Genomic DNA, 21,571 nt, shown 5'->3' with positions numbered 1-21,571 from the left:
CCAGCGATGACGCCCTGACAGCCGACCAATCTCCTGCGGGCGTACTCCGAACCCTGTGGGAGCGAGCTTGCTCCGGGCGGCGTTCCGACGATGGCGGCCTGACAGCCGACCAATCTCTCCCTGCTGCCCCATGATCGTTCCCTACGCTCCGCGTGGGAATGCAGCCCGGGACGCTCCGCGTTCCATTTTTGTGTTTAGCGATGTGTAAGAAACACAGCACTTTCCCACGCATTTTTCAGGTTGCCGGGTAGGAAGCGTGTTCTCTAACCTCTAGCTGTCGCTGCAAATTCAGCGACCGGGCGTGAGATCCCCGGCTACCAGTATGCATCTAGCGCCAATGCCACCATAATTGGCGCCAGTTTATCCGCTGCCTGTAAATGCGTTATGGCGGCTGTGTGCGGGCAGACTTCGGTCTGGCCGGGTGCCTACTACCGGTGATCTCACACTGCACATAGCTGCCACCTCTTCGCCGCTTGAGATCCGGCGAATGGTGGTACCCATTTCAGTAGGAGTTTGCATGGATAAGTTAATCCCCGACCCACCCCTCAACACCACAACCCCCAACGCCGAGTCCACCCAGGCCGAAGCGCTCATCAAAGACAGCGAAGCGATAAAACGCGCGCTCGATTACTACCTCGATCCACCCGAGCAATACACCGTAAAACCTCGTCGTCCGAGCACGATGTTCATGGTTGTCCCCGAAGTTGATTCGGAAAGTCTGTTGGCTCATGCCTGTGAGTCTTTGGCGTCGGCGAGTGTGATGGCCGGTGATTTTGCGACGAATCTGGTGGGGCCGCAGCGGCATTCGGTGTTGGCGATTCAGCAGGTGGTCATGCTGGCGGAGTTGGCGGTGAATCGGGTGTTGGACAGGGTTGAGGTTCCGGCGTAAATAGCGTCCGGTCAGGTTGACCGCGTTATCGTTCTTCGCGGGCAAGCCCGCTCCCACAGGTGCTGGGGTTGCTCGCGATTGCGGTGTGTCAGTCAACACAAAACCCGACGGACTCGCTTGCGGCGTGAAGCTTGCGGCGCTCGACACGGGTATACTGCCGCCTTTCGCGGCTCGCTGACCGGGCCCGACTCTTTTGCATCACCCGGAGCTTTCATGACTTCCCCGACACAACCGCCGGTTGCCGACGCTTTGAGCGACGACCAGGCAGACCTGCCAGACAGCGTCGACTCCAGCGCAGACAGCGAATCCAAAGCCGCGATTCCGGCGTTCAAGTTCCCGTTCAAACCGGGTGAGTTGGCTGCTGCGAAGAACGCCAGCCAGCCTTGGTACAAGAATGGCGCGAAGAATGGCCATACCAAGACGCCGGGGGCTGCGCCTCCGGGGACGCGTCGTTCGATGGGTAAGCGCTGAGTTTCAAACTCTGCGGTGCTTGATATATCGCCTTCGCGAGCAAGCCCGCTCCCACAATTGATCTGTGTACGACACGGTTCAAATGTGGGAGCGGGCTTGCTCGCGAAGGGGCCATAACAGACAGCACACCTTCTGGATCAAGCCGCCCGCAACGAAATAAACGCATAGTTCACCGGCGTATCCGTCGCCACCTGCGCCCCGGCTGCCTGTACTTGCCCGGCGATATCCTCCCCCGACACATGAAACAACCAGTCACTGCCAGACGTCTGCAGCGGTTGCGCTGAAACCTGATCAATGACCGCGGCAAACGCGTTCATGTCCGGCAGATAAGCGGTAAACCCATCCCCCTTCAGCGCTGTAGTCCGAATCCCCAGCAATCCGCAAATCGCATCCTTGGTCTGAATGTCGTCGCGATCCGCCTGACGTGAGCGCTGGATCAGTGCTGCCAGTTCCTGATCCACCAGTTTGCCGCCAATGATCAAGTCCGGGCCTTGTTCCCACGATTCCGGCGGGCATTCTTTGACGGCGGTGTTAAGCGCGATGTGTGGGTTGATTTCCATCGGGTAGATGCGGCACACCAGCGGTCGCCGTTCATAGATGCGGCAGAGGTTGTCTTCGTCAAGATTCCGGCAGGGACCGACGTTGTAGGCAGCAAAGGTGATCGCCACGTAGGCGTCAGACGCGCCGCTTCGAACCCGCGCTGAGCGGCGTTCGGCGTGTTCGCGTTGTTGCGCCGGCAGGCCCAGGCCGTTGCCCAGGAAACCTTCCACCAGCACGATCACTTGACCGCCGTCAGCCGCCCACATGCGGGCTTCGGCCAGGGTCAGCGGTACGTGATGGTCGTTGCAGCATTTGCCGCAGCCTACGCAGGAAAACGTCGTATTCATCAGGCTTCAGGTCGCAGGTAAAAGGCAGGAAGCGGCGTCAGAATCTCACCGCATAGACCTGCGTCGAAGCAAGTTATGCGCCAGTCACTGGGCTTTGGTGGCGGGGCGGATGGCGTCCCATTCGGTCACGTAGGCGGTTTTGGTTTTCTTGTTGTAGAGGCACAGTTCGGTGCCTTGCTGGCCTTTCATGTGTTTCTGCGGGTATTGGCCTTGCAACAACAACGCGGTGTAGCCGACGCGGTCGTCAAACTGGGCGGCGGTGCCGACGGGTTTGGCGTCTTTCAGGCCGCTGGCCTTGGTGCAACTGGCGAGGACGGCTTTGTCGTAGGCGGCCCAGGCGTCGGGGCTGGAGGCATGGGCCTGGGTAGCGAGGGCGGTGAGGCAGAGGAAGGTCAGGGCGGTGGCTTTCATGGGGGCAGGCATCCTTGGGCATTGAGTTGGCCGAGGGTCGGAGTATGCCTGATGGTTTTGGGGTGAATGTGTCGGCCTCATCGCGAGCAGGCTCGCTCCCACAGTTGATCGAGTAGGCCCTGCTCGCGATGGCGGTGGGTCAGGCTGGAACCAATTCCCGGCGGACCACATACATCCCGGCACTTTCATACAGGCGCTGCGCCCGAAGGTTGTCTTCCAGGACTTTCAAATCCAAAAAGCCTTCCCGGCGATCCTGAAACACTTTGAATGCATGCAGCAGCAACGCACGGCCAAGTCCGAGGCCTTGGGCCTGAGGATGCACCACCAGGTTTTTGATGTAGGCGCTGGTCCAGCACTGGCACACGCCGACGATGCGCTCGCCCTCTAGCGCAATGAAACACAGGGACGGATCGTATTCGGGATCGGTCTCGAACCGTTGCTGCCAAACGTCCAGGGCAGGCACGCGACCGCCACCTTGCTGATAACCGATTTCCATCAAGCGGTGAACGGCTTCGGCCAGTTCGGGGCGGTATTGAACAAGGTCGATTCCCTTGGGCCAGGTGATGTCGGGCACAGCCTGCGCCAGGTTGCGCCGCATCAAAAAGCAGAATTGCTCGGCCAAGACTCAGTGACCCTGTTCGGCGACAGCCTTGGCCGCTTCGATCAGGCATTTGGTCAGTTCCGGCGACGAGAACTTGGTCAGCACCGCATTGGCCCCGGCCAGGCGCGCTTTTTCGCTGTTCATCGCACTGTCCAAAGACGTGTGCAGCAATACATAAAGGTGCGAGAAGTCCGGGGTTTCGCGCAGGGTGCGAGTGAAGGCATAGCCGTCCATCTCCGACATTTCGATGTCCGAGACGATCAGGTTGATCTGCTGCGCCGTGCCTTGCAGGTCCAGCAGGCAGTCGATGGCCTCCTTGGCGCTGCGGGCGGTGTGGCATTGCAGGCCGAGGTTGCGCAGGGTGTGCACCGATTGCTGCAGGGCAACCTGGCTGTCGTCGACCACCAGAATTCGTGCGTTGCCCAGCACTTCAGCGTCTTCCATGCTCAGCTCGGTCGGGGCCATTTCGATCTGTGCCGGGGCGATGCCGTGGATGACTTTTTCGATGTCCAGCACTTGCACCAGCGTGCCGTCGACCGAGGTCACGCCGGTGATGTAGGAGCGCACACCGCCGGAGCCAAAGGGCGGCGGGCGGATGTCGGTGGTCAGGCAATGGACAATCTTGCTCACGGCCTGAACATGCAAGCCCTGTTTGGAGCGGCTGACGTCAGTGACGATCAGGCAGCCACCGTTCGGGTCTTCCAGCGGTCGCTCGCCGATGGCGCGGCTGAGGTCGATCACCGACAACGAGGCGCCGCGCAACGTGGCGATGCCTTTGACGTGGGGGTGCGACTCCGGCAGCTTGGTCAGCGGCGGGCAGGGAATGATTTCGCTGACTTTCAGCAGGTTGATTGCCATCAGCTTGCCGCTGCGCAAGGTAAACAGCAGAAGCGAAAGTGAGTCTGCGCGGGCTTTGGTGGTGGACATAAAAACCTTCTGTGGAAAAAGGTGATGGGCGAGTTAAGAATCGCCAAAATCTATTGATGCCGGGTTATCGACTTGTTAGGGGCAGGCTTTAGTAAATCGGACGGCGCTCCGACGATAGGGTCGTCACTTCATCCCCAATCGCTTGGCCATCCGCCCCAGATTCGCTCGATCCAAGCCTAGCTCACGTGCCGCACTCGCCCAGTTGTCGTGATGCCGTTCCAGGCACGCGCTGATCAATTGCCGCTGATAATTTTCGGTGGCTTCACGCAAATCCCCTGCGACCAACGCGACAGGCACGGCAGCGGGTTGTTCGGCGGGGAGTTCGACACTGCCATTGGGCAAGTCCAGATCCGCCGCACTCAAACTGAGAATCTTCGGCCGTTCCTTGCAATTGCCTAGGGCCTTTAATGCGCTGCGACCGATCAAATGCTCCAGCTCCCGCACATTCCCCGGCCAGTCGTAAGCCAACAAAGCAGCTTGCGCGTCGCTAGTCAGCCGCAGGCTATTGAGGCCCATGCGCGAGCGGTTCTGTTCCAGGAAGTAGCCGCTGAGCAACAGCACGTCCCGTCCACGATCCCGAAGCGCCGGCACCTGCAATGGATAAACACTGAGGCGATGATAGAAGTCGGCCCGGTAGCGGCCGCTGCGCACTTCCTCGGCCAGGTCACGGTTGGTCGCCGCGATCAGTCGCACGTCCACCTGATGTTCTTTGTCCGAACCCAAGCGCTGCAATTGACCGCTTTGCAGCACCCGCAACAATTTGGCCTGCACGGTCAGCGACAGTTCGCCGACTTCATCGAGAAATAGCGTGCCACCATTGGCCAGTTCGAACTTGCCGCGACGATCATTCGTCGCACCCGTGAAGGCGCCGCGCACATGGCCGAACAGTTCGCTTTCGACCAGCGTATCCGGCAGGGCGGCGCAGTTGAGGCTGATGATCGGTTTGTCCGCGCGAGGGGAGGCGGCGTGAATTGCCTGTGCCACCAATTCTTTGCCGACGCCGGTTTCGCCGGTGATCAGCACGGTCAGGTCGCTGCCGCCCACCAGATTGATTTCTTCGACCAGGCGTTTATGCGCCTTGCTCTGGCCGATCATCTCGCGGTTCTGCTGGCCGCTGGCCTGACGATAAACCTCGGCGCGCTGATGTTCGTCTTCGACACGATTGGCCAGGCGTTCTATACGCTCGGCAGCGTTGACGGTGGCGGCGGCGAGGCTGGCGAAGGCTTGCAGCGCATCCAGTTCAATCGGTTCAAATCGTTCCGGGTCGAGGGCGTCGAGGGTCAGCAAGCCCCACGGGCGCTCGTCGATAAACAGTGGGCAGCCCATGCAATCGTGAACTTCCAGGTGTTCGTCGAGGCCATCGACCAGACCGTCGTAAGGGTCGGGCAAGTCGCTGTCGGCGGCGAACCGCGTCGGGCCGTGACTGCTGAGCAGCGCTTCGAAACGCGGGTGTTCGCTGACTTTGAAGCGTCGCCCGAGGGTGTCGGTGCTCAACCCGTCCACGGCCAGCGGCACCAGCCATTCGCCATCAAGGCGCAGCAGGGCGGCGGCATCGCAGGGCAGCAGGGCGCGCATGGCTTCGAGCAAGCGCCGATAGCGCTCGCCCTCGGGCAGTTCGCGGGACAGGTCAGAGACCAGAGGCAGCAGGGCGGTGAGCAGCGATTTTGCAGTCATAGTGACTCCATGTAGTCGACATGACTATAAGTCAGTGGGTGTCGATATGACTACGTTGTTTTTAAACTATTGATTTTTAAGGTTTTAAATCTTGGCATGGAAACTGATAAGTCTAGGGTAATTCACATAAAGCTGGAGTCGACCTTATGCTTAGCGTTCAAGACCGTGCCATCGTCAAATCCACCGTGCCGCTGCTCGAAAGCGGTGGTGAAGCGTTGATCACGCACTTTTACCGCATGATGCTCTCCGAATACCCGGAAGTCCGCCCGCTGTTCAACCAGGCTCACCAGGCCAGCGGCGATCAGCCCCGCGCACTGGCCAATGGCGTGCTGATGTATGCGCGGCACATCGATCAGCTCGATCAATTGGGCGATCTGGTGGCCAAGATCATCAACAAGCACGTGGCCCTGCAAATCCTGCCTGAACATTACCCGATCGTCGGCACGTGCCTGCTGCGCGCCATCAGCGAAGTGCTGGGCGACGAAATCGCCACCCCTGAAGTGATGAGCGCCTGGGGCGCCGCGTATGGTCAATTGGCCGAGATCCTGATCGGCGCCGAAACCAGCATCTACGACCAAAAAGAACAGGCACCGGGCGGCTGGCGTGGGGCGCGTGAATTCATTGTCGCGGCCAAAGTCGAGGAAAGCGCGGAAATCACTTCGTTCTACTTCGAACCTGCGGACAAAGGCGCGATTCTGGCCGCTGAACCGGGCCAGTACATCGGCATGAAGCTTATCCTCGATGGTGAAGAGATCCGTCGCAACTATTCGTTGTCGGCGCTGGCCAACACAGGCCAGTACCGCATCAGCGTTAAACGCGAGACTGGTGGCCGCGCCTCCAATCACTTGCACGATCAGTTGCATGTCGGTGCGAGCATTCAGCTGTTCCCGCCATCGGGCGAGTTCACCCTGACCGCCAGCGACAAACCGCTGGTGCTGATCAGCGGCGGCGTCGGGATTACTCCGACCCTGGCAATGCTTGAGGCGGCGTTGGCGACCGAACGTCCGGTGCACTTTATCCACTGCGCACGCAACGGCAGCGTTCACGCCTTCCGCGACTGGATCGATGGTCTGGCCGAGCGTCACCCGCAGCTCAAGCGCTTCTATTGCTACGCCGAAGATGACGGCGTGAGCCCGGCGGCGGACAAGGTCGGGCTATTGAGTCAGGAACAGTTGGGCAAATGGCTGCCGGAGCAGCGCGATCTGGATGCTTACTTCCTGGGGCCTAAAGGTTTCATGGCAGCCATCAAACGCCACCTCAAAGCCTTGGGTGTGCCGGAGAAGCAAAGCCGTTACGAGTTCTTCGGGCCGGCTTCGGCGCTGGAATAAACCTCTGCGGCGACTCGGGAGACCGGGTCGCCTTCATCGCGAGCAGGCTCGCTCCCACATTGGATTTGCGTTTGACGCGATCAAGTGTGGGAGCGAGCCTGCTCGCGATTGGCCGCACCTCGGTCTCGATTCGTAAAAATCCTTTAAAAGTTAATCCGTTCTTAACCGGTTTATCGTTTATTCCCCGATGCTGATGATAGGCGCTCGTTCGTTTACAGAATCAGGATCGCCCCATGACTCACATCACCTTCTCCCGCCTTCTTCTGACGGCTGCTGTATTGGCCAGTCCGTCCGTGTTTGCCGAATCCGCCTTGCTCCAGCCGCAGACGCTGATCGTCGATCAGAGCTTGCCCAAGGGTCAGCGCGATGCGATGGAATTGGCTGCCCGGCGTTACGGCAGTTTCTGGAACACGGGGGAGGAGGCGTTGGCCAAGGCAGCCTTGTCGGAGCAGTTCGTCGATAAGACACCGCCCGAAGGCCGGGTCCAGGGGGCGACCGGGCCATTGCTGGCGTCGAAGTTCTTTCGCGCGGCAGTGCCGGACCTGAGCTGCGAGATCGAGCAAATGATCATTGCCGGCGACCGGGTGGTGGTGCATTTGCACTTTCGCGGTCACTTCACAGGCCCGTTCAAGGCTCTCAATGGGCAGGGCCAGCGTGTAGACTTCCGGGCAACCGATATCTATCAGATCAATAACGGTCGCATCGCGGCCAATTGGCATATCGAAGACAACATCAGCCTGATGCAGCAGCTGCAAGCGCAGCCGCCGGCGAGCTGATCCACGAGCACATAAGGGAAACGCGATGAGCGAGGAAACAATACGGTTGGGACGTGAGCGGCGTTATCTGGTGTTGCTGGGCATCATCTGCCTGGCGCTGATCGGCGGCGCGCTGTACATGCAGGTTGTGCTGGAGGAGGCGCCGTGCCCGCTGTGCATCCTGCAACGCTACGCGTTGTTGCTGATTGCGCTGTTTGCCTTCATCGGTGCAGCCATGCGCACCCGTCGCAGCATCACGGTGTTTGAAACCCTGGTGGTGATCAGCGCATTGGCCGGCGTCGCGGTAGCCGGGCATCACGTCTTTACCCAGTTCTATCCGGCGGTCAGTTGCGGCGTCGATGTGCTGCAACCGATTGTCGATGGCCTGCCGCTGGCGAAGATTTTCCCGCTGGGCTTCCAGGTCGATGGTTTCTGCTCCACGCCGTACCCGCCGATCCTCGGTCTGTCGCTGGCGCAATGGGCGCTGGTGGCGTTTGTGCTGATCGTGGTGCTGGTTCCGCTGCTGACTGTGCGTAACCGCAAAGCTCTGCGCTGAGAGACTGTCGCCGCACCGTTGCTTCAACCCGAAAACGCCCCGGCCCTCGTTGAGAGGACCGGGGCGTTTTGCATTTCAGGGCTCAAGTAGAAAGACCGTGATGTGTGACAGGGAAGGGTGCGACACGTGTGCGACATGTTGTCACAGCGCGACTGTCGCAAGGCGTTTCAACGCCGTGAATTGGTGCGTGGCTGTGCAACAACATTGGTCTTTTTGAACGTTTGGAGGCCGCTCGCCGAAAACAGCGAAGCAGGCAGTTTTAACAGGTCCCGGCGAATTGCCGGAACCCTTGTCACGTAGGGGCTTGGGCAGGGTCGGGGGCGGCGGTGATGGTCTCGAAGCTGTCTGAACTGCGCTAGGTAGACCTACTAATTTTGGTGTTTTTGTTGAGAATGAATTTCGATAAGATGCCGCACTTTTGCAAAAACCGTTAATGATTGTTGCTGGAATGGATAAAAATTATTTCGGGATGAGACATGGTTTATGAATCGTTACATATCTACAATCGCCCGCACTGAATTCCCGGCACTGCTCACCTTGAGCATGAAGTAGGGCGTCGAGGAGCATGAATGCTCCATGCGACCCCCAGGTGTCGGAGCCTTCCAACTATCCGCACCAAATGGAATTGGTCTGTAACAAGGCCTTTGACCACGAATTCGAATAAGAACTTAGCGCTAGCCCAGGATTTGTCGAACAGCGTCTGACGCGCGACGGGCAGCCACTTATTCAATCCAAGAAAATGCCAACCCTTGGCAGGGTGAAGTGTTGGCGATCAAAACCCAACTGCATTGCGCAAGCTGCTTTAGAGGTCGTGAGATGAGTAAAAACAGGTACCCCAGACTACTAGGCTTATTGCCGCTGCTCGGCACGTTGTTGCTGTCAGGCTGCAACATGACCTTGCTCGATCCAAAGGGTCAGGTCGGCCTGGACGAGCGAAACCTGATCATCACCGCAACGCTGCTGATGCTTCTGGTCGTGGTACCGGTCATCGTCATGACCTTCCTGTTTGCGTGGAAATACCGCGCCTCTAACCAGGACGCCGTGTACACGCCAAAATGGTCGCACTCCACCAAGATCGAAGTCGCTGTTTGGGCGATTCCGGTGCTGATCATCATTGCCCTGGGTTATGTCACCTACAAGTCGACCCACGCCCTGGACCCGTATCGTCCGCTGGAATCCGACGTCAAGCCGATCACCATTCAAGTGGTGTCGATGGACTGGAAGTGGCTGTTCATCTATCCCGAGCAAGGGATCGCTACGGTGAACAAGATCGTCTTCCCGGCCAACACGCCGATTAACTTCCAGATCACCTCCGACACCGTGATGAACTCGTTCTTCATCCCGGGCCTGGGTGGCCAGATCTACGCGATGGCGGGCATGCAGACCAAGCTGCACCTGATTGCCAACCAGAACGCTGAATTCGACGGTATCTCCGCCAACTACAGCGGCGCGGGTTTCACCGGCATGAAGTTCAAAGCAATCGCCACCTCTCAGGCAGATTTCGATGCCTGGGTCAGTGATGTCAAGAAGGCACCTAAACAGCTTGAAAAGGCTGAATACGAAGCCCTTTCCAAACCAAGCCAGAACAATCCAGTAGAGCTCTACTCCTCGTTCACGCCGAACCTGTTCCAGACCATCGTCGACAAGTACGAAGGCATGAAAGCAGGTCCGAAAGTGGACCACGAGAAGAAAGAGAAAGAAGTGGCCCAGATGGAAGGGATGGACATGAGTTCGCATTCAGCTGCCGGGGCAGAGGAGTAAACGATGTTTGGTAAATTAAGTTGGGAAGCGGTCCCGTTCCACGAACCGATCGTGATGGTGACCATTGCCATGATCGCGCTCGGCGGTCTGGGCGTGTTCGCTGCAATCACCTACTTCAAGAAGTGGACCTACTTGTGGACCGAGTGGCTGACGTCGGTCGACCACAAGAAAATCGGTGTGATGTACATCATCGTGGCCATGGTCATGCTGCTGCGCGGTTTTGCCGACGCCATCATGATGCGTACCCAGTTGGCCATGTCCACCGAAGGTTCGCCTGGCTACCTGCCGCCTGAACACTATGACCAGATCTTCACCGCTCACGGTGTGATCATGATCATCTTCATGGCGATGCCATTCTTCACCGGCCTGATGAACCTTGCAGTGCCGCTGCAGATCGGCGCGCGTGACGTTGCCTACCCGTTCCTGAACTCCCTGAGCTTCTGGCTGCTGATGTCCGGCGTGGTGCTGGTCAACGTGTCCCTGGGTGTCGGCGAATTCGCCCGTACCGGTTGGGTTGCGTATCCACCGCTGTCGGAACTGGGCTACAGCCCTGGCGTGGGTGTCGACTACTACATCTGGGCCCTGCAGCTATCGGGACTCGGGACGACACTGACGGGGGTCAACTTCCTGGCCACCGTGCTGAAAATGCGTACCCCGGGCATGAAACTGATGGACATGCCGATCTTCACCTGGACCTGCACCTGGGCCAACGTATTGATCGTCGCTTCCTTCCCGATCCTGACCGCTACCCTGGCTTTGCTGACGCTTGACCGTTACATGGATTTCCACATTTTCACCAATGAACTTGGTGGCAATCCAATGATGTACGTCAACCTGTTCTGGGCTTGGGGTCACCCTGAGGTTTACATCCTGATTCTGCCGGCGTTCGGGATCTTCTCCGAAGTCATCTCGGCGTTCACCGGCAAGAAACTGTTCGGCCACCACTCGATGATCTACGCCTCGGGCGCGATCTCGATCCTGGGCTTCATGGTTTGGCTGCACCACTTCTTCACCATGGGTTCGGGTGCCAACGTCAACGCCTTCTTCGGCCTGGCGACGATGCTGATTTCGATCCCAACGGGGGTGAAGCTATTCAACTGGCTGTTCACCATCTACCAAGGGCGTCTGCGTTTCACCAGCCAGGTTCTGTGGACCCTGGGCTTCATGGTGACATTCGCCATCGGCGGCATGACCGGCGTACTGCTGGCCATTCCGGGTGCGGACTTCGTCCTGCACAACAGCCTGTTCGTGATCGCTCACTTCCACAACGTGATCATCGGCGGCGCAGTGTTCGGCTACATCGCAGGCTTCGGCTTCTACTTCCCTAAAGCGTTCGGCTTCAAGCTGCACGAAGGTTGGGGCAAGGCTGCGTTCTGGTTCTGGATCTCGGGCTTCTTCGTCGCGTTCATGCCGCTCTATGCACTGGGCTTCATGGGCATGACCCGTCGTCTGAACGCCACTACCAACCCTGAGTGGGTACCGTACCTGTACGTTGCCATGTTCGGTGCGGTGATGATCGCTTGCGGTATCGCCTGCCAGTTGATCCAGCTCTACGTCAGTGTCCGTGACCGTAAGAAGCCGGAAAACATGTGCGAGCACGGTGACCCGTGGAATGCGCACACGCTGGAATGGTCGACCTCGTCGCCACCACCGTTCTACAACTTTGCCGTACTGCCAAAAGCCGACTGCATCGACCCGTTCACTGAAGCCAAGGAAGACGGTACTGCGTACCAGACTCCGGTCAAGTACGAGCCGATCCACATGCCAAACAACACCGCGACCGGTCTGGTCATGGGTGCTCTGTTGACCGTGTTCGGTTTCGCGATGATCTGGCACATCTGGTGGATGGCCATCTTCGGCCTCGCCGGCGCCGTGATCTACTTCGTGATCCACGCTGCCCGTGATGACCAGGGCTACATGGTGCCGGTCGACGTGATCGAACGCACCGAAGCCGAGCAGCGCAAACGTCTGGTAGCCGCAGGGAAACTCCCGGCCACTGCCACCCGTGTTGAAACCTCGTTGGAACAGGCTTAAACCATGTCGAACTTAGTGACCAATGCTGGACACACCCATGTCGATGGACATGGGCACGATGACCATCACCACGACTCGGGCGAGATGACCGTATTCGGTTTCTGGCTCTACCTGATGACCGACTGCATTTTGTTTGCGTCGATCTTCGCGGTGTACGCGGTACTGGTTAACAACGTAGCGGGTGGCCCGTCGGGCCACGACATCTTCGAACTGCCATACGTGCTGGGCGAAACTGCCTGCCTGTTGTTCAGTTCGATCACCTACGGCTTCGCCATGCTGGCGTTGTTCAAGGGCAACAAGAAGGCGGTACTGGGCTGGTTGGCCATCACCTTCCTGTTCGGCCTGGGCTTCATCGGCATGGAGATCAACGAGTTCCACATGCTGATCTCCGAAGGCTACGGTCCTAACCGTTCTGGCTTCCTGTCCGGGTTCTTCACCCTGGTCGGCACCCACGGTCTGCACGTGACCAGCGGTCTGATCTGGATGGCGATCATGATGTATCAGGTCCAGAAAAACGGCCTGACGGCGACCAACAAGACCCGTCTGAGCTGCCTGAGCCTGTTCTGGCACTTCCTGGACGTGGTGTGGATCTGCGTATTCACCGTTGTTTACCTGATGGGGACTCTGTAATGGCTAACGCACACTCCCATGGTCACGACAGTCACGACGCCAGCCACGGCAGCGTCAAGTCCTACGCCATCGGCTTCATCCTGTCGGTGATCCTGACGATCATTCCTTTCGGCCTGGTGATGTACCCATCGCTGCCAAAAGCCATGACCCTCTGGATCGTACTGGCGTTCGCAGTGATCCAGGTGCTGGTGCACCTGGTCTACTTCCTCCACCTGGACCGTTCGGCTGCCCAGCGTAACAACGTGATCGCGTTTGTTTTCGCCGCACTGGTAATCGTCTTGTTGGTAGGCCTGTCGCTGTGGATCATGTTCAGCATCCACACCGTCATGATGGCGCACTGAGGAAAGTCCGGATGTCCTTTAAGCACTTTATCCAAATCACCAAACCGGGGATCATTTTCGGTAACGTGCTTTCTGTGGCGGGCGGATTTTTCCTGGCCTCGAAAGGGCATGTCGATCTGGCCATTTTCCTGGCCGCCATGATCGGCACGTCCCTGGTGGTGGCTTCCGGTTGCGTGTTCAACAACTGCATCGACCGCGACATCGACCTGAAGATGGAACGCACCAAGAATCGTGTGCTGGTCCAGGGCTTGATCTCCCTGAAACTGGCACTGATCTATGCGACCGTCCTCGGCGTTGCGGGCGTTGCCTTGTTGTACAAGGTGGCCAATCCGTTGGCCGCGCTGTTCGCAGTGATCGGTTTCGTCATCTACGTCGGCTTCTACAGCCTGTACCTCAAGCGCAAGTCGGTTCACGGCACGCTAGTGGGCAGTCTGTCGGGCGCCATGCCGCCGGTGATCGGTTACGTCGCCGTGACCAACAGCTTCGACATGGCCGCACTGACGTTGCTGGTGATGTTCAGCCTGTGGCAGATGCCGCACTCTTACGCCATCGCGATTTTCCGCTTCAACGATTACCTGGCTGCATCGATTCCGGTGCTGCCTGTTAAACGCGGGATCGAAGTGGCCAAGAAGCACATCCTGCTCTACATCCTGGCGTTCCTCGTGGCGACCTTGATGCTGACCTTCAGCGGCTACGCTGGCATGAGCTACCTCGCCGTCGCCGCGGCCATGGGCATGTACTGGTTGTACATGGCCTGGACCGGTTACAAGGCAGTGGATGACACGGTCTGGGCACGCAAGCTGTTCGTGTTCTCGATCTTCACCATTACCGCGTTGAGCGTGATGATGTCCCTGGACTTCAAAGTGCCGACCGAGCTGTTGCTGACGTACGCGCCTTAAGCGTCGGACGCTGTAAAGAAAAGCCCCGCCTTCGAGAGAAGAGCGGGGCTTTTTGTTGGGTGCGATTCAGTCGGTTTGGTGTCAGTTGTGAGTAAGGCTGCTATTGAAACGCGTACGGAAGCGCAGTTGAACTCGATGCCTACTCATGCAGCAGAACCCTCCTACAAGGTTTTCAGGTTGTCGCTCGGAAGTCGCCTTTCTAACCTCGGGGGTGTGGCCAATTCAGTCGCAATAGCTGCCAGGCGTGTACCCGCGCGCTATCACCGGCATCGCTATCCCACATCAGTTTGAGGTTCGAACATGGAGTTGTCGGACGTAATTACCCCTCGCGTCAATACGAGCACGGCGTTGGGGCAGGCTTTGATTTCGATGTTCAAATCCGTCGAAGCGGAGTTGCTACTTGAATACGCAGAGACAGGGGCGGTAAAAATTATCGTTTTCGGTGGGTGCGCAGTTCACCTCTATACGAGTCACCGTGTTTCAACAGATGTCGATGCCGAAGTTTACGAAGCGAATGTCCCCAAAAGTCTTCACCTCCAAACCATGCTCGCGGAGGTTCCCGAACAATTTATCGATGAGCGGTCCGGTCGGTTGATGGAGCTGAACTATGACCTTCAATACAACACAAGCTTTGGCCCAATTCACGAGGACTATTGGGAACGGAGCCTGCCACTTGCCGAGTTCCCGACCGAGTCTCCTCTGCATGTTCACATTGCATCGCCCATCGACATAGCGATATCTAAATTGGGCAGAGCTACGGATCAAGACATTGGCGATATCATGGCGCTACTCAGGAGCGGCTTCATAATCACCACCGAACTACGTCGATTGGCGTTGCAGGCAATTGATGTATATGTTGGCAACAAAGAGCCACCAACGTCCGTTCTCGACAATATTTTGCAAAATTATCTGGAGATAACAGATGACGAAGCCCCTTAACGGCCACGTCCTCTCATCCGCTTTGGACACGCTGGTCAAAAGCCCTTTGAATCAAGCAGATGATGCTGCGCTTGTAAGCGCGGCCGAAGCTGTTTGGTACTCGGACTCGAACCTTGAAAGTGAAGTCTCGGCATTTTTGAGTCGACACTCTGATGAGATCGAAATCCGCCGTGCAGGCTACTTGCTCGAACGTTTCACTCGTTTTGCGTGCATGTCTGATAGCCGCGTGCTGGAAACCTTCAATGTCCTTGAGCTTTTTGCATACTCGACTTTCAAGCAAGACGTGAAGCCACAACCAGCCGCTCCGCTTCGCCGTCGCCGTGATGAACTTGCTGCTTCATGGGGGTTGAGTGAGGGCCTTGGCTTGAAGGCTCAAACCCTGATGCCTTTTCAGACTCGACATTACGCAGCAGAGCAACGCGCCACGTTTTCCTGAAGATTTATCAGCTATCGAGCAATCGGAAAAACCGCTCACGCACCTGCGGGCTATCGCTGTGCGCTACGTTGAAGCGCAGGAAGCTGTTGGCATCAGCCGCTTTGCTCAACAAGGTGCCGGGTGCCAGGACGAGGTCGTTTTCAAGGCCTTTATTGGCCAGCGTCTCGGCGTGCAACCCTTCCGGTAAACGGGTCCAGATGAACAGGCCTTCGCCCGGCAGCGAAGACACCGAGCATCCGGCCTCGACCAGCCAGCGCGCCACGCGGCTGCTCGATTCGTAGAGGCGATCGACGGTGCGGCGGGTGTGTTTGGCGTAGGTGCCGTTGGTGAGCATCGTGCAGATAATTTGTTCCGCCAACTCTGAGGTCACGCCGCCGCAGCTCATCTTCAAACGGATCAAGCGTGCGGCCAGTTGCGGCGAGAGCACTGCGTAGCTGACCCGGCTGTTGGCGGTCAGGGTCTTGGAAAAACCGGAGACGTAGCTGACGTTGTCCAGACCACTGGCAGCCAGTCGCGGGGTATGTTTTTGTTGGAGATCGCCATAGAGGTCATCTTCCACGATGTGGAAACCGTAACGGTGACTCAGCTCCAGCAAACGGTAAACCTGGGCGGCGGAGAACGAGTGGCCGGTCGGGTTGTGCAGTGTGCTGTTGGTCATGTACAGCACGGGGCGATGGACAATCAGCAATTGCTCGAACGCCTCCAGATCCAGGCCCTCGCAATCGCGGGCAATGGTGATGACCTTGGCGCCGTGCAACACCAGGTTGGCGTGCATGTTGAAGTAGCACGGATCGTCCAGCAGCACTGTGTCGCCGGGTTTTATCAACAGGCGCATTAGCTGGTCGATGGCTTGCACGGTGTTGGCGGTGGTGATGATCTGCTCCACCGGCACGTCGATGCCGACGGTCGACAACTTTACCCGCAACGCCTCGCGCAGCGGCAGGTAACCGCCCACCTCACCGTATTCGCCCATGCGCAGCGCGGTCGCACGAAGGGTGCCGCGCACGGCTTTTAGGAGTTCTTCAGCGGGCAGCCACGAACCCGGCAAGAATCCGCATCCGGGGCGCAACGCGCCATTGTTCAACAGGATTGCGCGGCGGACCCGACTGAGTATGTCCTGGGGTTGCAGGTCCGGGCCTGGCGCAGCCGGTGGCTGGTTGATGGCCCGTTGGACGTAGTGCCCCGAGCCCTGGCGTGAAACCACCAGTCCCTTGGCGCGCAATCGGTCCAAGGCATCGACCACCGTGGATTTGCCCACGTTCATCAATTCGGACAGTTCGCGAATCGGTGGCAACTTGGCCCCGTGAGGCAAGCCACCCTGGCTGATTGCCACAGACAGCTGATCGACGATCTGCTGCACCAGCGGAACTCCCGGCTGGAATTCGATGGCGGCGATCACTGCGCGCTGAGCCTGCATTTTACTGGTCTCCCTGGCAGTAAAGTTCGCTGGATTCTATACGAACTTGCCCTGATCAACGCAAACGACTGCCTCTACCATCATCTGCGCGGTTCGCATGATTGACCAAGGGGGTCCAGTAGATGATTCAGCAGATAACCCGCGATGAACGTTTCCTCGCGATGGCCAAAGAACACGGCTTTGACATCTACGACGAGAACGCAGCCGGCGGGCACTACGCGCCGCTGCTTCGGCACGGTGACGAGGTGTACGTCAGTGGCCTGGTGCCGCGCATGAACGGCAAAGTCCAGTACCCTGGGCGCGTCGGACTGGAACTCAACATGGCCGATGCCCAAGAGGCTGCCAGCATCAGCGCGATACGCGGGTTGGCGCTGATCCGCGAGGCCATTGGTTCACTGGATAACGTCAAGGCGCTCCTTCGCATCACGGTGTATGTGAAGTCCACATTCGATTTTGTCGACCTGAGCGAAGTGGCCAACGGTGCATCGGACGTGCTCACGCATGTATTGGGCGATGCCGGTCGACATACGCGAACGACTGTCGGTGTTTACCAGTTGCCGAAAAACGCCCCCGTCGAAATCGACATGATCGCGGCGCTGCATCCGTCGGTGTAATCAATCCAGCGGGCAATAAAAAGCCCCGCATGCGAGGGCGGGGCTTTGAGGTGTGGCAGTGTTACTGCGCGGCGATGCTGTAGCCGTCGAACGCGGTTTGCTGCTGAAGGGCGGTGATGATGTTCTTGCGGTTGACCGCTTGTTCGGCCCCGGTGTTGTCCAGGAACGTCTCGCTCTCGATCTCTGCGTCATCGCCTTCGCCGACGAAGGTGAAACCGAGGAATTCCAGCGCTTTGCGATCAACGTTCAGGCTCGAACGGGGAGTGCGCAGCGGCAGCGTGACGCTTACGCCGTCCTTGCTGATGGTGAACACTTCAAGATCTTTCTTGGCGCGAGCCGCTTTGCTCTTGCCGCTGCTCGGGTTGCTGATGGCCTGATGCGTCTGGTTCAGCACCTTCAATGCCAGGCCATAAACGATTTCCTGAAAGGCCGGATCGTCCTTGAAACTGGACAGAATGCGGCTGATCGGGAATTTGCTGCTCAAGTCTTCCAACGCGGCAATGTCAGCGGCTTCGGCATCTTTGAGTTGCTTGAGCTCGCCCATCAATTCGTAGGCTTTATCGTCGTCGAAGCTGTCGTGGGCCTGGCGGATCGCGGTGCGCAGCTCGCGGATCTGGTCGCTTTCCCGAGTGGACTGAAACGCGTCCAGGACCATCTCGCTGATGGTCTTGGCTTGTGGAACATGCTGTGAAAGATTGATGGAGTTTTCGTATTCCGCTTTGGACGACAAGGTGACTACGGATTCAGCGGTATTGGAATCGGACATTGAAATTTCACTACTTCTTTTAACTTGGGTTTAGGCGAGAAAGCACAGGGCCTTTTCAGGCCGCCTAATCTATTGGACCCAGCCTGAGTTGTCACGGATGAACAGGCCGCTGGTCATCATTTTTGCCGTGGAGGCTTTAGCCTGGGGCCACCATTTGTTGAAGCTCCAGCGCATTGGCGGTCGCCGCGCCACTGGCGGTGTTGTCGAAAATGCACCAGATGGGCCTGTCTTGAGCTTGGGGTTGCAGCGTTATGGCCAGTTCTTCCAGCCATGGCGTCTCGTAGCTTGAGTAGTAGATTCTCGGTGAGCCGTGCAACCGGAAATAGCGGATACCCTGCCATCCGCCGGGCACGTCACCTTCGGGGATCGGCGAAGGATCGGCTGCCACTTGCCCGATTCGATGTTCAATCAGCAATGCCTGCGCCTGCGGTGTCTGCCAGCTGACATGCCTGGGTTCCAACACCGCAAATCCGTCGTAGCGTGAACGAAATACGCTGAAAAAGCCTTGAGCCGTCTTGTCTTCAAACGCCAGGGAAGGTGGCAGCTGGATGAGCAGGCAACCAAGCTTCTGGCCCAAATGGGAGCATTGCCCGATGAACTCATCGATCAGCTTTGCACAGTCCAGCAAACGCGCTTCGTGGGTAATCTGCTTGGGGACTTTGACCGAAAACCGAAAGCCCTCCGGCACGCTCTCGGCCCACCGGGCATACGTTGCCGGGCGGTGGGGTCGATAGAAGGAGCTGTTGATTTCCACGCACGTCATCCGTGCGGCATACCGCTGCAGGTGAGTGCCTACGGTGGGAAATGCCTCCCAATGATCACGGGGCAGGCTCCAGCCGGCGCAACCGATGTACAAGGGCGTCGTGGCAGTCATCAAGGGCTACTTGCCTCAGCGTCAGGTCGGGTTCAAAGCTGTGACCGCTGAAACGAGGCTATTTCCCCATCGAGTTCAGGTTCATCGAGCGAACGGCCCATTGTTCAGCGGTTTGCTCATCCACCGGCAAGGAGAAACGGAAAGTCGCGCCGCGTCCTGGCACATCGACCAACTGGATCTCGATACCGTGTAGCTGCAGGATCCGATGCACGATGCGCAATCCCAATCCGCCATCGCGTCGGGCACCACCAATGTTGAATGGACGCAGGAACAAGCCTTCGCGCAGTTGTGGGGCTATGCCCGGTCCGGTGTCGCTGACGGTGACCTCAATGAACGACCCGTGAGGACGCAGGCTCAACTCGATTTCGCCGCCTTGTGGTGTATCGCGCAGGGCATTGTCGAACAGATTGGTCAGCACTCGCTCGATCAGCCCCAGATCGGCGCAAGCCGTCGAAATGTTCGGTGCGAAGCTCGCCTTGAGTTCGATCTGGCGTGCCTCGGCGGTGAGTTCGAATTTCTGGAAGATGTCCTGCACCAGATCGGTCAGGGAGAAGCGTTCGAGCACGGGTTGTACAAATCCGTGCTCCAGCCGCACCAGTTCCAGCAGTGATTGCGCCAGGCCACCGACCTTGCGGCTTTGATCCAGCGCGATGCCTAGGTAGCGCCGACGGTCAGCGGGGGACAGCGTGGTGTCCTTGAGCGACAGCGTTTCCAGATAACCGTGCAGCGAAGCCAGCGGTGTGCGCAGGTCGTGGGAGATGTTGGCCACCAGTTCGCGGCGCTCCTGATCCTGGCGGGTCAGCGAACGCCATTGTTCGCTGAGGCGGGTTTGCATCTGGCGGAAGGCGGCGTCGAGCACGGCGATTTCATCGTGGCTGGCCGCCTTTTCAACCGGTTCCGGGGTGGGCGGTGTAGTGGGGACGGCGTCGATGTCGAACTGGCTGACTCTTTCGGTCAAGCGCCGCAGCGGCCGGGTGATCAGGGCAAATGCCGTGAGACCGGCGATCAGGCACAACAACGCCACCAGACCAATGGACAACAGGGCGGTATTGAGCGCAGCGCTGGTGGCGCCGCGCTCGGCGAAGCGGTCGTGTTCTTCGCTGAGCAACACCACATAGAGATAACCCGCGGGTTTACCGTTGACCTGCAACGGCGCGGCGCTGAATACCTTGCGGCCCTCGGTGCTGCGCGGGTCGTCACCGAGAATTGGCAGCGCGTCGCCCTTGAGCAAACGCTGGATCGGCGTCAGATCAATGCGCTCGCGATGTATCCGGCCCTCCGGCGCGGCACTGCCGACAATGCGGCCTTCGGTGTCCAGCAGGTACACCTCGACACTGGGGTTGACCAGCATCAGTTTGCTGAACAGTTCGCGCACGGCATCGGGCATCAGGCCATTGCTGTCCATCAGCACCGTGTCGCGGGCAATGTGCTGCGCCAGGTCCCGGGACAATCCTTGCACCACTTCCAGTTCATGCATCTGGTTGGAGCGCACTTGCATCCAGGCCGATGTGCCGCAGCACACCAGCAACAGAACGGCGAACACCAGGGACAGGCGTTGTGTCAGGGTCAGCCTCATGGCTGCTCCTCCCTGGCCGCGAATTTATAACCGCGACCCCACACCGTGAGGATCCGCGCGGGTTGCGCCGGATCGGTCTCGATCTTGGCCCGCAGGCGGTTGATGTGCGTGTTGACCGTGTGCTCGTAGCCTTCGTGGCTGTAGCCCCAGACGGCGTTGAGCAAGTCCATGCGCGAGAACACCTTGCCCGGCTGGCGGACGAAGAAATACAACAGGTCGAATTCCCGTGGCGTGAGGTCCAGGCGCCGACCGTCGAGCGTGACGTCGCGAGTGATCGGATCGATGGAAAGACCGTCGGCGAGCAGGCTGCCGGCATCCATTTTCAGGTTGCGCGCCATCGCGTCGACGCGTCGCAGCAGGGCTTTGACCCGGGCAACCAGTTCAAGCATGGAAAAAGGCTTGGCCAGATAATCGTCGGCACCGAGCTCCAACCCCAAAATGCGGTGCACTTCGCTGGAGCGTGCGCTGGTGATGATGATCGGTGTGTAGCGAGCCATTGCCCGCGCTCGACGGCAGATTTCCAGGCCGTCGACGCCGGGCAACATCAGGTCGAGGATCAGGGCGTCCCAGCTTCCTTGCTGCAGCAGTTGCATGCCCTCGTTACCGTCGGCGCAGTGCACCACCTCGAACTGCTCATCGCGCAGATGCAGGCAGATAAGGTCGGCGATGTGCAGGTCGTCTTCGACCACCAGGACACGTTTGGTCTGTTCCATAAAGCTCAATCCTTTGTAGCGCAATGGGCACATTGTGCGGGTTTTCCTCGGGTCGAGTTATCACGAATTGTT

The 21,571-nt window shown here is 58.5% G+C and carries 23 protein-coding genes; 13 read left to right on the top strand and 10 right to left on the bottom strand.

The genetic code is table 11. The annotated features are described in order from the left end of the window. The first annotated feature begins 517 nt into the window (after positions 1 to 517). Positions 518 to 889, top strand: a complete 372-nt coding sequence (locus tag HNR03_RS25985; RefSeq protein WP_259156764.1) for a DUF6124 family protein — start codon at positions 518 to 520, stop codon at positions 887 to 889. A 213-nt stretch (positions 890 to 1,102) separates the two neighbouring features. Continuing rightward, complete coding sequence (locus HNR03_RS25980) at positions 1,103 to 1,360, top strand: hypothetical protein (RefSeq protein ID WP_259156762.1); 258 nt, start codon at positions 1,103 to 1,105, stop codon at positions 1,358 to 1,360. Positions 1,361 to 1,497: 137 nt separating this feature from the next. Here the strand turns inward: HNR03_RS25980 and HNR03_RS25975 are convergent, their stop codons facing one another. The 5 genes from HNR03_RS25975 to norR all read right to left on the bottom strand — a co-directional run bounded on the left by HNR03_RS25975 (position 1,498) and on the right by norR (position 5,860). Then, a complete protein-coding gene (locus tag HNR03_RS25975; protein ID WP_259156761.1) occupies positions 1,498 to 2,247 on the bottom strand; it encodes a YkgJ family cysteine cluster protein in 750 nt (249 codons plus the stop codon). 84 nt (positions 2,248 to 2,331) lie between these two features. Continuing rightward, the gene (locus HNR03_RS25970; RefSeq protein ID WP_259156759.1) at positions 2,332 to 2,658 is read right to left on the bottom strand and encodes a hypothetical protein; all 327 of its coding nucleotides are present in this window, start codon (positions 2,656 to 2,658) and stop codon (positions 2,332 to 2,334) included. Positions 2,659 to 2,797: 139 nt separating this feature from the next. Next, entirely contained in the window at positions 2,798 to 3,256 is a 459-nt protein-coding gene (locus tag HNR03_RS25965; protein ID WP_259156989.1) for a GNAT family N-acetyltransferase, read from the bottom strand. Positions 3,257 to 3,283: 27 nt separating this feature from the next. Continuing rightward, positions 3,284 to 4,186 carry a chemotaxis protein CheV gene (locus HNR03_RS25960; protein WP_017340667.1) on the bottom strand — a complete coding sequence of 301 codons (903 nt, stop codon included), beginning with the start codon at positions 4,184 to 4,186 and terminating at the stop codon, positions 3,284 to 3,286. Positions 4,187 to 4,309: 123 nt separating this feature from the next. Continuing rightward, positions 4,310 to 5,860, bottom strand: a complete 1,551-nt coding sequence (gene norR, locus HNR03_RS25955; protein ID WP_208671519.1) for a nitric oxide reductase transcriptional regulator NorR — start codon at positions 5,858 to 5,860, stop codon at positions 4,310 to 4,312. Between the two features lie 146 nt (positions 5,861 to 6,006). On the opposite strand from norR, the gene hmpA reads away from it, so the two are divergent. The 10 genes from hmpA (at position 6,007) to HNR03_RS25905 (ending at position 15,539) form a co-directional block, all read left to right on the top strand. Next, on the top strand, positions 6,007 to 7,188 hold the full coding sequence (gene hmpA / locus HNR03_RS25950) for an NO-inducible flavohemoprotein (RefSeq protein WP_259156756.1): 1,182 nt from the start codon (positions 6,007 to 6,009) through the stop codon (positions 7,186 to 7,188). A 233-nt stretch (positions 7,189 to 7,421) separates the two neighbouring features. After that, positions 7,422 to 7,964 carry an ester cyclase gene (locus tag HNR03_RS25945; RefSeq protein ID WP_259156755.1) on the top strand — a complete coding sequence of 181 codons (543 nt, stop codon included), beginning with the start codon at positions 7,422 to 7,424 and terminating at the stop codon, positions 7,962 to 7,964. Positions 7,965 to 7,989: 25 nt separating this feature from the next. Continuing rightward, the gene (locus tag HNR03_RS25940) at positions 7,990 to 8,499 is read left to right on the top strand and encodes a disulfide bond formation protein B (RefSeq protein ID WP_222588366.1); all 510 of its coding nucleotides are present in this window, start codon (positions 7,990 to 7,992) and stop codon (positions 8,497 to 8,499) included. Between the two features lie 816 nt (positions 8,500 to 9,315). Beyond that, positions 9,316 to 10,260: a ubiquinol oxidase subunit II gene (gene cyoA, locus HNR03_RS25935; protein ID WP_208671522.1), complete on the top strand. Its 945-nt coding sequence runs from the start codon at positions 9,316 to 9,318 to the stop codon at positions 10,258 to 10,260. A gap of 3 nt (positions 10,261 to 10,263) precedes the next feature. Next, on the top strand, positions 10,264 to 12,294 hold the full coding sequence (gene cyoB / locus HNR03_RS25930; protein ID WP_208671523.1) for a cytochrome o ubiquinol oxidase subunit I: 2,031 nt from the start codon (positions 10,264 to 10,266) through the stop codon (positions 12,292 to 12,294). Between the two features lie 3 nt (positions 12,295 to 12,297). Continuing rightward, a complete protein-coding gene (locus HNR03_RS25925; protein ID WP_027922711.1) occupies positions 12,298 to 12,924 on the top strand; it encodes a cytochrome o ubiquinol oxidase subunit III in 627 nt (208 codons plus the stop codon). Next, positions 12,924 to 13,265 (top strand): cytochrome o ubiquinol oxidase subunit IV, encoded by a 342-nt coding sequence (gene cyoD, locus HNR03_RS25920; RefSeq protein WP_222588365.1) that lies wholly within the window; start codon positions 12,924 to 12,926, stop codon positions 13,263 to 13,265. The genes HNR03_RS25925 and cyoD overlap by 1 nt, the downstream gene beginning before the upstream one ends. Before the next feature lie 11 nt (positions 13,266 to 13,276). Continuing rightward, complete coding sequence (gene cyoE / locus HNR03_RS25915) at positions 13,277 to 14,164, top strand: heme o synthase (RefSeq protein WP_259156749.1); 888 nt, start codon at positions 13,277 to 13,279, stop codon at positions 14,162 to 14,164. 300 nt (positions 14,165 to 14,464) lie between these two features. Further along, positions 14,465 to 15,103, top strand: a complete 639-nt coding sequence (locus tag HNR03_RS25910) for a DUF6036 family nucleotidyltransferase (protein WP_259156747.1) — start codon at positions 14,465 to 14,467, stop codon at positions 15,101 to 15,103. Then, positions 15,087 to 15,539 (top strand): hypothetical protein, encoded by a 453-nt coding sequence (locus tag HNR03_RS25905; RefSeq protein ID WP_259156745.1) that lies wholly within the window; start codon positions 15,087 to 15,089, stop codon positions 15,537 to 15,539. The genes HNR03_RS25910 and HNR03_RS25905 overlap by 17 nt, the downstream gene beginning before the upstream one ends. Positions 15,540 to 15,546: 7 nt before the next feature. Here HNR03_RS25905 and HNR03_RS25900 read toward each other — a convergent pair whose 3' ends face one another. Continuing rightward, complete coding sequence (locus tag HNR03_RS25900; protein WP_259156743.1) at positions 15,547 to 16,956, bottom strand: PLP-dependent aminotransferase family protein; 1,410 nt, start codon at positions 16,954 to 16,956, stop codon at positions 15,547 to 15,549. A gap of 122 nt (positions 16,957 to 17,078) precedes the next feature. Here HNR03_RS25900 and HNR03_RS25895 point away from each other — a divergent pair, with 122 nt between their 5' ends. Beyond that, positions 17,079 to 17,570, top strand: coding sequence for a RidA family protein (locus HNR03_RS25895; protein WP_259156741.1), 492 nt, complete (start codon positions 17,079 to 17,081; stop codon positions 17,568 to 17,570). Positions 17,571 to 17,631: 61 nt separating this feature from the next. On the opposite strand, the gene HNR03_RS25890 is transcribed toward HNR03_RS25895, so the two are convergent. The 4 genes from HNR03_RS25890 to HNR03_RS25875 form a co-directional block, all read right to left on the bottom strand. Further along, positions 17,632 to 18,336 carry a hypothetical protein gene (locus HNR03_RS25890; RefSeq protein ID WP_222588362.1) on the bottom strand — a complete coding sequence of 235 codons (705 nt, stop codon included), beginning with the start codon at positions 18,334 to 18,336 and terminating at the stop codon, positions 17,632 to 17,634. Between the two features lie 136 nt (positions 18,337 to 18,472). Continuing rightward, positions 18,473 to 19,210: a DUF72 domain-containing protein gene (locus HNR03_RS25885; RefSeq protein ID WP_259156737.1), complete on the bottom strand. Its 738-nt coding sequence runs from the start codon at positions 19,208 to 19,210 to the stop codon at positions 18,473 to 18,475. A gap of 58 nt (positions 19,211 to 19,268) precedes the next feature. Next, on the bottom strand, positions 19,269 to 20,786 hold the full coding sequence (locus HNR03_RS25880; RefSeq protein ID WP_259156735.1) for a HAMP domain-containing sensor histidine kinase: 1,518 nt from the start codon (positions 20,784 to 20,786) through the stop codon (positions 19,269 to 19,271). Then, positions 20,783 to 21,499, bottom strand: a complete 717-nt coding sequence (locus HNR03_RS25875) for a response regulator transcription factor (protein WP_259156733.1) — start codon at positions 21,497 to 21,499, stop codon at positions 20,783 to 20,785. The genes HNR03_RS25880 and HNR03_RS25875 overlap by 4 nt, the downstream gene beginning before the upstream one ends. Positions 21,500 to 21,571: the final 72 nt, after the last annotated feature.

The sequence above is a fragment of the Pseudomonas sp. JAI111 genome (genome assembly GCF_024809425.1).
In the GTDB taxonomy this organism is placed as follows: domain Bacteria; phylum Pseudomonadota; class Gammaproteobacteria; order Pseudomonadales; family Pseudomonadaceae; genus Aquipseudomonas.
The sequence above is the reverse complement of the archived record's forward strand: the minus strand, read 5'-3'. Positions and strand labels throughout refer to the sequence as shown.

Bases quoted from the DNA above. Each gene is read 5' to 3' on its own strand.
- HNR03_RS25985 (WP_259156764.1), top strand. From the start codon at position 518: ATGGATAAGTTAATCCCCGACCCACCCCTCAACACCACAACCCCCAAC.
- HNR03_RS25980 (WP_259156762.1), top strand. From the start codon at position 1,103: ATGACTTCCCCGACACAACCGCCGGTTGCCGACGCTTTGAGCGACGAC.
- HNR03_RS25975 (WP_259156761.1), bottom strand. From the start codon at position 2,247: ATGAATACGACGTTTTCCTGCGTAGGCTGCGGCAAATGCTGCAACGAC.
- HNR03_RS25970 (WP_259156759.1), bottom strand. From the start codon at position 2,658: ATGAAAGCCACCGCCCTGACCTTCCTCTGCCTCACCGCCCTCGCTACC.
- HNR03_RS25965 (WP_259156989.1), bottom strand. From the start codon at position 3,256: ATGCGGCGCAACCTGGCGCAGGCTGTGCCCGACATCACCTGGCCCAAG.
- HNR03_RS25960 (WP_017340667.1), bottom strand. From the start codon at position 4,186: ATGTCCACCACCAAAGCCCGCGCAGACTCACTTTCGCTTCTGCTGTTT.
- norR (WP_208671519.1), bottom strand. From the start codon at position 5,860: ATGACTGCAAAATCGCTGCTCACCGCCCTGCTGCCTCTGGTCTCTGAC.
- hmpA (WP_259156756.1), top strand. From the start codon at position 6,007: ATGCTTAGCGTTCAAGACCGTGCCATCGTCAAATCCACCGTGCCGCTG.
- HNR03_RS25945 (WP_259156755.1), top strand. From the start codon at position 7,422: ATGACTCACATCACCTTCTCCCGCCTTCTTCTGACGGCTGCTGTATTG.
- HNR03_RS25940 (WP_222588366.1), top strand. From the start codon at position 7,990: ATGAGCGAGGAAACAATACGGTTGGGACGTGAGCGGCGTTATCTGGTG.
- cyoA (WP_208671522.1), top strand. From the start codon at position 9,316: ATGAGTAAAAACAGGTACCCCAGACTACTAGGCTTATTGCCGCTGCTC.
- cyoB (WP_208671523.1), top strand. From the start codon at position 10,264: ATGTTTGGTAAATTAAGTTGGGAAGCGGTCCCGTTCCACGAACCGATC.
- HNR03_RS25925 (WP_027922711.1), top strand. From the start codon at position 12,298: ATGTCGAACTTAGTGACCAATGCTGGACACACCCATGTCGATGGACAT.
- cyoD (WP_222588365.1), top strand. From the start codon at position 12,924: ATGGCTAACGCACACTCCCATGGTCACGACAGTCACGACGCCAGCCAC.
- cyoE (WP_259156749.1), top strand. From the start codon at position 13,277: ATGTCCTTTAAGCACTTTATCCAAATCACCAAACCGGGGATCATTTTC.
- HNR03_RS25910 (WP_259156747.1), top strand. From the start codon at position 14,465: ATGGAGTTGTCGGACGTAATTACCCCTCGCGTCAATACGAGCACGGCG.
- HNR03_RS25905 (WP_259156745.1), top strand. From the start codon at position 15,087: ATGACGAAGCCCCTTAACGGCCACGTCCTCTCATCCGCTTTGGACACG.
- HNR03_RS25900 (WP_259156743.1), bottom strand. From the start codon at position 16,956: ATGCAGGCTCAGCGCGCAGTGATCGCCGCCATCGAATTCCAGCCGGGA.
- HNR03_RS25895 (WP_259156741.1), top strand. From the start codon at position 17,079: ATGATTCAGCAGATAACCCGCGATGAACGTTTCCTCGCGATGGCCAAA.
- HNR03_RS25890 (WP_222588362.1), bottom strand. From the start codon at position 18,336: ATGTCCGATTCCAATACCGCTGAATCCGTAGTCACCTTGTCGTCCAAA.
- HNR03_RS25885 (WP_259156737.1), bottom strand. From the start codon at position 19,210: ATGACTGCCACGACGCCCTTGTACATCGGTTGCGCCGGCTGGAGCCTG.
- HNR03_RS25880 (WP_259156735.1), bottom strand. From the start codon at position 20,786: ATGAGGCTGACCCTGACACAACGCCTGTCCCTGGTGTTCGCCGTTCTG.
- HNR03_RS25875 (WP_259156733.1), bottom strand. From the start codon at position 21,499: ATGGAACAGACCAAACGTGTCCTGGTGGTCGAAGACGACCTGCACATC.